Source organism: Kitasatospora sp. NPDC056446 (genome assembly GCF_042796115.1).
Lineage (GTDB): Bacteria > Actinomycetota > Actinomycetes > Streptomycetales > Streptomycetaceae > Kitasatospora.
The window spans coordinates 1-8,973 of record NZ_JBHTRF010000139.1 but is presented as its reverse complement, the minus strand read 5'-3'; the positions used below and the strand labels follow the sequence as shown (position 1 = coordinate 8,973).

Annotated in this window: 8 protein-coding genes; 7 read left to right on the top strand and 1 reads right to left on the bottom strand. The window is 71.2% G+C overall.

What is annotated here, in order from left to right:
• Together ACFQ6N_RS39580 and ACFQ6N_RS39575 are read left to right on the top strand one after the other, a co-directional pair.
• The coding region (locus tag ACFQ6N_RS39580; protein WP_380659007.1) for an SbcC/MukB-like Walker B domain-containing protein at positions 1-1,201 on the top strand (1,201 nt) is incomplete at its 5' end.
• Positions 1,202-1,227: 26 nt separating this feature from the next.
• Positions 1,228-2,481, top strand: coding sequence for a DUF2399 domain-containing protein (locus ACFQ6N_RS39575; RefSeq protein WP_380659006.1), 1,254 nt, complete (start codon positions 1,228-1,230; stop codon positions 2,479-2,481).
• 360 nt (positions 2,482-2,841) lie between these two features.
• Here the strand turns inward: ACFQ6N_RS39575 and ACFQ6N_RS39570 are convergent, their stop codons facing one another.
• On the bottom strand, positions 2,842-3,183 hold the full coding sequence (locus tag ACFQ6N_RS39570) for a hypothetical protein (protein ID WP_380659005.1): 342 nt from the start codon (positions 3,181-3,183) through the stop codon (positions 2,842-2,844).
• Between the two features lie 184 nt (positions 3,184-3,367).
• Between ACFQ6N_RS39570 and ACFQ6N_RS39565 the strand changes: the two genes are divergently transcribed.
• The 5 genes from ACFQ6N_RS39565 (at position 3,368) to ACFQ6N_RS39545 (ending at position 8,865) form a co-directional block, all read left to right on the top strand.
• Positions 3,368-4,003: a hypothetical protein gene (locus tag ACFQ6N_RS39565; RefSeq protein WP_380659004.1), complete on the top strand. Its 636-nt coding sequence runs from the start codon at positions 3,368-3,370 to the stop codon at positions 4,001-4,003.
• A 10-nt stretch (positions 4,004-4,013) separates the two neighbouring features.
• Positions 4,014-6,524, top strand: coding sequence for a multiprotein-bridging factor 1 family protein (locus ACFQ6N_RS39560; RefSeq protein ID WP_380659003.1), 2,511 nt, complete (start codon positions 4,014-4,016; stop codon positions 6,522-6,524).
• Positions 6,524-7,072 (top strand): hypothetical protein, encoded by a 549-nt coding sequence (locus ACFQ6N_RS39555; RefSeq protein WP_380659002.1) that lies wholly within the window; start codon positions 6,524-6,526, stop codon positions 7,070-7,072. The genes ACFQ6N_RS39560 and ACFQ6N_RS39555 overlap by 1 nt, the downstream gene beginning before the upstream one ends.
• Before the next feature lie 167 nt (positions 7,073-7,239).
• Positions 7,240-8,544 carry a hypothetical protein gene (locus tag ACFQ6N_RS39550; RefSeq protein ID WP_380659001.1) on the top strand — a complete coding sequence of 435 codons (1,305 nt, stop codon included), beginning with the start codon at positions 7,240-7,242 and terminating at the stop codon, positions 8,542-8,544.
• A 6-nt stretch (positions 8,545-8,550) separates the two neighbouring features.
• Complete coding sequence (locus ACFQ6N_RS39545; protein WP_380659000.1) at positions 8,551-8,865, top strand: hypothetical protein; 315 nt, start codon at positions 8,551-8,553, stop codon at positions 8,863-8,865.
• Positions 8,866-8,973 lie beyond the last annotated feature (108 nt).

Here is an 8,973-nt window from a genome sequence, read left to right as displayed (position 1 = left end):
CACCGCCTGCGACCTCGCGCTCGCCTCCGCCCGGGAACGGCTGGACGATGCGCGCCCCCAGCAGAAGACCACCCGGGCTCGTCTAGCCGCCCTGCTCGCCTGGCCCCCTGCAGCTCAGGCCCTTGGCGCCGACACCGACTGGGCCGGTTTCCGCGAGGACGCCGCCGGGCCCGACCTCCTCGACGCCGTCGAAGAGCACCTCGCCCGACGTCCCACGGCCTCCAAGAAGACCCTCGGCGAACGCTACGACACCTTGCGCGCGGAACTGGCCCAGACCTGGACCGTAGCCCGCGACGAGCCGCCCGCCGGCCTCGAGCAGCTCGAAGCCTTCGTCCTCACCCACGAGGACACCCCCTACAACCCCCTGAGTGCGGCCACCCGCGCGCAGACCCTCGCCGACAGAGCCCGAGCCGCCCTCGACGCCGCCGAAGCGGCGGCACTACGCGACTTCGTCATCGGACGACTGCCCGCCGCCCTCGGGACCGCATGGGCAACCCTGACGGAGTGGAGGAAGACCGTCAACCGCAAGATGCGCGCAGCCCAAGCATCCTCCGGAGTCGGAGTCCAAGTCCAGATCGCTCTGCGGGACGACCTCGACACCGCCACCCGCACCGTCTACCACCTGTCGTGCGAAGTCGGCGACGCGATCCGCACCGAAGAACAGAAAGAGCAGGTCGGCCAAGCACTCCAGGCGCTGCTGGCCGCCGCAGACGGCTCCACCATGGAAGAACGCCTCGCCGCCGCCGTCGACATCCGTACCTGGGTCACCGTCCGCTACCTCGTCGAGCGCCCCGGACCCGACGGCACACCTGTCACCGGTCAATGGGGCTCACGCACCGGCCTGTCCGGCGGCGAACGGCGCCTCGTCGTCCTGGCCCCCATGCTCGCCGCCATCGCCGCCAACTACGACCGCCACACACCCACCGGACTGCGCCTGGTCCCGCTCGACGAAGTGCCCGCCGAAGTCGACGAACGCGGACGCGAAGGCCTCGCCCGCTACCTCGCCGAACTCGACCTGGACATCCTGTGCACCTCCTACCTGTGGGACGGCGCCCCCGGCGCATGGGACGGAATCGACGCCCACGACCTCGAAGCAGGCAGCGACGGCACCGTCGTCGCCTTCCCCATGCTGATCCGGACGAACCAGGTCCTGCCCGGCGACCCCGGACAGGACGACGGCCAGGCGGGAGGACCGGCATGAGCTGCCAGCTGTGCAGCGGAGCATGCATGGACGCCGACCTCACCCCGTTGCTGCGGCCCGAACTCACCTGGCTGTGGCAGGCCCTCGCCGCGACAGCCGACCGCCGCGGCGACGAACACCTCACCACCGGGCCCGCCGTGACGGTGACCGTCCCTGCCGACCCGGCGCAGCGTGCCGCCGCAGCCGGCCTCATCCGAGGAAGACCGCTGGAGCCCGGCCAGCGTCGCCGCATTACCCTCGAGGAACTCACCACAGCGCTCGCCGCCCGCGGGCCCCGGATCACCCCAGGTGCCGTCGCAGCCCACGCCTGCAACCGGAGCCTGGCAGAAAAGGCCCGCGGCCACGCCGAGAAGAACGCGGCTAGAGACCGAATCCGCGCCCAGCTCGATAGTTCTCTGACAACCCTGCCCGGCCACGTCCGCGAACTCCTCGGCCCTGCAACCCTCTTCAGCCGGCTGCGCGGCCTCGGCTGGATCACCCGGCTCGCCAACACGCAGGACGCGGCCGAACTCCTCGCCCAGGCACTGCAGGTGGCATCCCGCCTGCCCTTGCCCGGCCAACGCATCGACCGCCGCCTCCTGGTGCCCGGAAACCCGCACGCACTCGACGCAGGAGCACTGCCGGCGCTCGTCCTCGCCCTCACGGGATCACCCGGCTCGGGCACGCGGTCGAGCTGGGCACGCCTCGGAGTGGACTACGACGACCTGCTCGGCGGGCTCATCGTCACCGGGGTCCACCCCGCGGGCTGGCACATCCCGGCCGGGGCGACCGTCACCATCCCGCCGAGAGAATTGGCCCCGATCACGTGGGAGCCTCCACCGGCCACCGGCGAGTGGGTGTTTGTGACGGAGAACCCCTCCGTCCTGGCTGCCGCAGCGAACCGCCATGCCCTGGCGGGGGCCACTGCCGAAGCACCCAGGGTGATCTGCACCGCCGGTACGCCGTCACAACTGGAATGCGAGGCGATCGCGCTCCTCGCGGATGCCGGCTGGCGCATCGCCGTCAGAGCCGACTTCGATCCGCCAGGTCTGGCACACGTGCGCGCACTCCTCGCGGCAGCCCCGGACGCAATCCCGTGGCGGATGGGCGCGGCCGACTACCTCGCGGCCGCCCCCGACGGCACCGACGGCGCCGACCTCCTGCGACTGCAGGACACGGACTCGCCCTGGGACCCTGGCCTGGCGTCCGCGATGGTGAAGCGCTCCGTCCCCGTGTACGAGGAGGACATCCTTCCCCAACTGCTCAGTGACATCGCGGGCGGTACGCCTGGCGACTCCTGATCCAAACCAATCCAAGCCGGTGACGTGCCACGTTCGGCAACTGTGGGTCCGAGATTCAGGCCTGAACTTGTCTGGCCGTCAGGTGGCTGGCGCTTGGAGATCAACGGCGGCCACCTCGGCGGCGATGAACCACGGTTTGTGCCGTCTCGCCTGCACTCGATTTTGAGCCGGAGCGGCTTGCCCTCCCAGTGCCGTTCCCAGGATCCTGTATTCCAACGCGACGCGGGGCTCGGCTCCATTGCAAGCGGCTGGTGATACCCGGCCTCCAGCGCGAACGTCTCCGAGAGCCGGCCGAGCCGACAATCGGCCTCGTTGACGCCCGGCCTCAAGCGCGGCGGCGACCACACGACCGCCGCGAGCTCATTTCTCGGATGGTGATCCGCCGAGATGGGAATGTCCGGTGTGTTTGACGCCAGCCTCGTTCTGCACAGTGACGATGACCTGGTCCAGGCGGTCCAGGTCGACGGGGCCAGTCCGTTTCATCTGAAGAGTGCTCGTGCCAGGCACGAAGGCGAGTCGGATCTGCGGGGTGAGTTTGCGGTGCCAGCGGTCGTGCTCGATCGCGGCCAGCGAGTCGGCGGTGCGGTTCGCGGCCCGCGACGCCTCGTTCGATCGACGGGACGACAGCAGGGCGAGTCCTGCGGCTATCGCGCTGCCGATCGCGGCAGTGGTGCCAAGGATGGTGGCAAGCGGAAAAGTCATGGCGGAGGCTACCAACCCCTGCTGATAAAGCGTTCGCCTGCGTCAGAACGGGACGGGCTTCTCGGCAAGGCGGATGACGGGGACCAAGGGGCGCGCATCGGGTGCCGCGCGCCCTTTCCCTTTTGTGGCTCCAAGAGGGACGGGTGTAGTATTTGGTTATGTCCTACTGTTTGGTGGTTGTGTCGTGAGGATCAGTATCGGTGGTGAGCAGGTCGAGGTGCACGACGACCTCGCCCGGGCGCTGCTCGCGGCCCTGCGCGGCGAGCGGCTGGTGGAGCCGCCGGAGGCCTCCGCCTTCGACGACCTGACCGCCCTGGTCGCCTGCATCAGCCGCGTCACTCAGCACCTGAACATGGTCAAGGAGCTGGCCATGTCTCGTGCGGACGCCAGTGACAGCTACTCCAACCGGCGCGCCCTGGGCCAGGCGGCTGCGATGGCGCCCTCGCAGTTGGGCCGGGTGTTGGAGGGCCACGGGCTGCCGCGCGACCGCCGCGCCGGCGGCGTGGACCTGGCCGTGGCGTTCCGCACCACCGACGACGGCGTGCTGCACCTGGCCGCCGAGGAGGACGTGGCTGGCCTGCCCTCGTTCACCCTGCCGTGCGACCCCGCGCAGACGGTGGTGGAGCCGACCGGGTTCGCCGGCCGGGAGCTCGAGTTCTACTACCGGCCGCAGGTGCCGATCGCGGTGGCAGATCTCGGGCGCACCGCCGGCTACACCCTGCGCCCCGAGCAGGGTCCGATCGCCTGCCTCACCGAGCAGGTCTTCGACAAGCTCTTCGGGGACCCGCGGATCGACCCGACCCGACCCAACGGACGCTGAGGAGCGCCTGATGTCCGACGAGCTCTTCGACTCAGTCGACGCCCTGCTCTCGGGCGTGCGCACCGGCCTCCCGGCGCCTGCGGAGCGGCAGCGGTTGCGCCTGGCGGCGGGGCTGACGCCCGCGCAGATCGCCGCAGCTCTGCGGGTGGACTCGACCCTGGTGCGGGGCTGGGAGGACGGCAGCGCCGTTCCGGGCCCGGACATCGCCCCGGCCTATGCGCGGCTCCTCGCAGGTCTGGCGGAACGCTTCCCCGCGCCCGAGCAGCCCGCCCCCGAGGTCCCGGCCGTGCCGCAGGCGTTCGCCGCCCCGGCGGCCGTCCAGGAGGCCGCCGACGGCCTGGTGGTCCCGCTGCTCGACCAGAACCCGGACGGCTCGCTGGTGATGGGCGAGGCGGCGCCGTGCGTGCAGTGCGGCCAGCCCTCCGTCTACCGGGCCCAGGGCCGCCCGATGCACCTGGGAGGCTTCTGCCGCGCCGCCATCCCGGCGCCCGAGGCCGCTGCTGCAGCGGTCACCCAGCAGCCGGCCCCGGCTCCGGCGGACCAGGCTCCGACCGCCCCGGTGCCCGTCGTCGTCCCGGCCCCGGCCGCCCCGGCTGCTCCCGCTCCTGCCGCCTCGGCGCCGGTGCGGCCCGTGACCACCGCGTCCACGGCCCCGTCGGCCAGGCCGCGCCCGGCGGCCTCCCGTGCCCACGCTCGCCCGGCTGCGCGGCGTCCCGCCGGTCCGGCCGCCCCGGCTGCTGCCGCGCGGTGGTGGCCGGCGGTCGCGCTGGACGTCACCGAGGACGGCACCTGGGTGCTGGACGTCCCGCAGACCCCGGCCCCGGCCGGGACCAAGCTCGGCGACTGGTTCGCGTGGCTGGGTACCGGGCTGCCGCTGCGCGTCGAGCGCGCCCACCCGGCCGGCCGGGGCGGCGACGGAATGCTGTGTCTGACCGCTGCCGCGCTCAAGCAGCTCGGCCTGCCCGCCACGTTCCCGGCCACGGAGAAGGCCCTGATCGCACTGCAGGCCAAGCTGGCGAAGGCCGCCGCCACGGTCGGCATGGAGCTCTCCGACCAGATCGGCCCGTCCTTCCACGCCTTCCGCCGCACCGGGTCGGCCGGCGGCCCGAAGACCTCGGTCCGGGTCACCATCGCGCCGTGGCTGGGCCAGGGCGACAGCCGCCAGCAGGCCACCAGCGCCCTCGCCACCCCGCTCGCGACCGCCCCCGACGGCACCAAGGACGGGTCCACCCTGACCCGCCGCTACCGCGCCTTCACCACCGACCTCGGCACCGCCCCCGGAGCCACCACCGCCTCCACCGCGATGCTGCTCCTGGACGCGGTACGCCCGCGAGTGGAGTGGGTGAAAGACCAGGTGACGGGGGAGTGGTCCTCGCACCTGCGCGAGGGCGCCCTCCCGAGCGGGGACCTGTGCGTGCCGCCGGCGGCCGGGGCCCGCCACCCGCTCACCCGCGAGCTCCTGGGCAAGGGTGCGGCGGTGTGCGAGGAGGAGGACTACAAGTGGTGGGCCCGCGAACTCACGACCGGTGAGACGGGCCGCCGGTTCGCGGTCGCGGTCGACGTCTGCGCCTCCTACCTGTCCGTCACCGACTCCCTGCGCCTGCCCATCGGCCCGCTGGAGCTGGTGAAGAACCCGGCGTGGGACGGCGGCAAGACCGCCGGCCTGTGGTGGGCGGACTTCACCGGTACCCCGGTTGACGAGCTGCTGCCGCACCCGGCCACCTTCCACGGCCGCCCGCCCACTGGCCCGGGCTGGTACGCCACCCCGACCGTTGCCTACATGGCCACCACCTACGGCTTCGACCCGGCCACCATCACCGAGGCGTACCTCAGCACGCACACCGCGCCACTGCTCAAGGAGTGGACCGGCCGCATCCGCGCCGGGTACAAGCGCGCCTACGCCGACCTCGGCCTGACCGACGGCCAGAGCCCCGAGGAGTTCCTCGCCGCCTACGCCGTCCACAAGGACACCGGAGGCGCCCCGGTCCGCGCCGACGCCCTGGTCCTCGCCGGGCTCTACAAGTCCATCTACAAGGGCGGCATCGGCAAATGGGCCGACTCCGCCCGCCACCTCGACGACCCGGTGTGGCTGGAGAAGATCGCCGCCTCCTGGTCCTACCGCCCCGAGATCCGCTTCCACATCATCGCCGCCGCCCGCATCGCCGCCCACCGCCGCCTCCGCAAGACCCTCCAGCTCACCGGCCGCGCCCCCTTCGCCGTCAACGTCGACTCCTACCTCTACGCCGCCGACGTCCCCTCACCGCTGGAGCTCCTCCCGGTCAAGGACGACGGCACCCCCGTCCCCGGCGCGCTGCGCCTGGGCATCGCCCCGGGCAGCCACAAGCACGAGTCCTCCATCCCCCTGGTGGCCGTGCTCGAGACGATGGAGCGCCGCGAGCACCCCTCCAAGCTGGTCCACCACTACGCCACCGACGGCACCGCGATCGGCCCAGAGCAGACCGCTGCCGACGGCGAGGCCGCCGGCACCGGCACTGACGACGTTGAGGAAGGCGGGAACTGATGGCCAAGGGGTTGTTCGGCCGGGTACGGGAGGGGCTGTTCCCGTCCCGGAAGGCGCCGGTGCAGTCCACGACGCAGGTCGGCCAGGTTCGGAACCGCAAGTACGGGGGGAACACGAAGGCGATGGCCGCCGCCTACGGCGTCGCGCCGCGCACCGTGCTGCGCTGGATCGACGGCACCCGCCACCCCACCAAGCAGCAGCACGTCGACCAGCTCCAGCACGAGGCGGTCGACGTGCAGACCACCGAGCGCGGCCGGGAGCGCAAGGCCAAGCAACTGGCCCAGCGCGGCACCGTCTCAGGCATCGGGGCCCGGGTCGGCCGCGCTGTCAGCTTCGAGATCCGCGGCTCGGACGCCGTCCGGGCCCGCGACATCCACCTGAACCTGACGGGCGACCAGGCCGCAGCCCTGGCCCTCGCCGAGGACGAGGACGAGGTTCGGCACATCGTCGGCCAGGCCCTCGCCGACTACTTCAACGGCGGCGCTGGCTACGGCGGCTTCGGCCCTGATGACTTCGACTTCGACCCCAACGACTTCGACTTGAGTTGACCCACCACAGGTACCGGGCTGGCCGCATAGGCGAGAACTGGTTCTTGCCGCGGAAGCGCCCATGATGGGCTTGGCATACGGGATCATGGGAGTACTGATCGGACTTATCGCTCTGCCGCAGCGGGGCGGGGTGGGCGGGTGCGATGGCTGGAAACCGGGTGCGGGCCGTGGTCTTCGACTACAAGGCCGTGTTCGAGAACGGGACGTGGAAACCCCACCCTGACGTGGCTCAGGTGCTCCACGCCCTTGACCAGCAGGGGGTGGTCTGGGTCCTGCTGACGACCGGGCGCATCGACGCCGCTGCGTACTGCGCCGCGGCCGGCCTCCCGCAGCCGGTGCTGCACCTCTGCCAGGACGACATCCCCGGGCACAAGAACCGTGGCAGCGGACTCTGGCTGGACGAGGTGGTCGATCGCCTTGGCCGCCGCAAGGCCGAGATGGTGATCGTCGGAACCTCCGAGTGGGACTGGATGACCGGCATCAACGGCAAGGTGCTCCATATCCACGCCCGCTGGGCGAGCGCCCTGGGCAAGCCCATCGTGTCCCTGGCCGCGGACGATCCGGTGCACCTGTACTGGCTGCTCGACCGGCACCTTCTCCATGAGCCGGAGTGGCTCTTCACTCTGGACGACCCAGCGCGCCGGTTCCGCGTGCGCTCGTTGTTTCAGCCAGACGAGACTTTCCCCGGGACCCTGCCTGCCCGGTTCGACTTGAAGACCATCTTCACCTACGACCAGCAGGTCGAGGTCGGAGACCGTAGCGCCCGGGACGTCCTGATGACGCATCTGCTCTGCTCGGCCTACCTGGACGACTGCCTGCCCAGCCGCGCGTGGTTCTGCGTCTATCCCAGCAGCAGCCCGGGCAAGGTCAACGACCAGCTCGCGGAGTTCCTGAAGGTTGCCAGGGTCATGGCGGGCGGGTACTACAAGGACGACCTGATCGTACGGGCGACCCAGGCGATCGACACGAGCAGGGCCCGCGCTGGCGGACGGCACAGCGAGGTCACGATCGCCACCCAGGCGAACACCGTGCACCTCAACCCGGACCACCGGAGGAACCTGAAGGGCAAAACGGTCATCGTCTTCGACGACTTCACCACCCAGGGCATGAGCCTGGACTGGGCCAGGAACCTGTTCACTGCGGCCGGCGCCAAGGAGGTGGTCGGCGTGACCATCGGGAAGTACCGCAGGCCCTACACCTTCTTCACTCCGCGGTCCGGCGTCACGATCGACCCCTATGCCACCAACACCCTCGCGCCCGGCGACTTCACGACCGAGCAGCACACCTCGGTCTTCGGTACCGGGCCAGTGCAGCTCGTCCGGGACACTATGGCCATGTACGTCGCAGGGGAAACCGGTCTGCCCGCCGCGACGACCCCGGTTCCCACCGGGCTGTCGGTGGACGAAGCTGGGGACCACGTAGAAGTCTTGGAGGCGAAGGCCGCGAAGCGCCGGGTGCCGGATGGCCGCTGAGAGCCGATGGTCACCTACAAGAACGGCCGCCAGCATCACATCTTCGACGCCCTCAACCACCTGGCCCAGGCGGGAGTGCTCAGCTGGCGCGGCGAGTTCCTCTACCGGCCCGGGCAGCCCAGCAGCACCGCGCTGTGGTGGGTCGCCTTCGGCGGGCGTACCGAGCAGTTCTACAAAACTGACGAGGTGGAGAACCTGATCGGCCTGATCTACGACGGCTCGAACATCATCTGGGAACCCGTGCCCGCCAACTACGGTGAGCCCGAGCGGCTGGAGACGCTCGCCCGGATCGAGCGCCACCGGAAGGCAGCGGGCAAGTAGGACCGGGGGCCGCGCTGCGCGAAGCCGGACTGCACCCTGGCCCGCCGGTACGGCCCTCGTCGGCCCGCTGGAGCAACCGCGGGCCGTCGGCTACAGGCCGCCGAAGGC

Bases quoted from the DNA above. Each gene is read 5' to 3' on its own strand.
- ACFQ6N_RS39545 (WP_380659000.1), top strand. From the start codon at position 8,551: ATGGTCACCTACAAGAACGGCCGCCAGCATCACATCTTCGACGCCCTC.
- ACFQ6N_RS39575 (WP_380659006.1), top strand. From the start codon at position 1,228: ATGGACGCCGACCTCACCCCGTTGCTGCGGCCCGAACTCACCTGGCTG.
- ACFQ6N_RS39570 (WP_380659005.1), bottom strand. From the start codon at position 3,183: ATGACTTTTCCGCTTGCCACCATCCTTGGCACCACTGCCGCGATCGGC.
- ACFQ6N_RS39555 (WP_380659002.1), top strand. From the start codon at position 6,524: ATGGCCAAGGGGTTGTTCGGCCGGGTACGGGAGGGGCTGTTCCCGTCC.
- ACFQ6N_RS39560 (WP_380659003.1), top strand. From the start codon at position 4,014: ATGTCCGACGAGCTCTTCGACTCAGTCGACGCCCTGCTCTCGGGCGTG.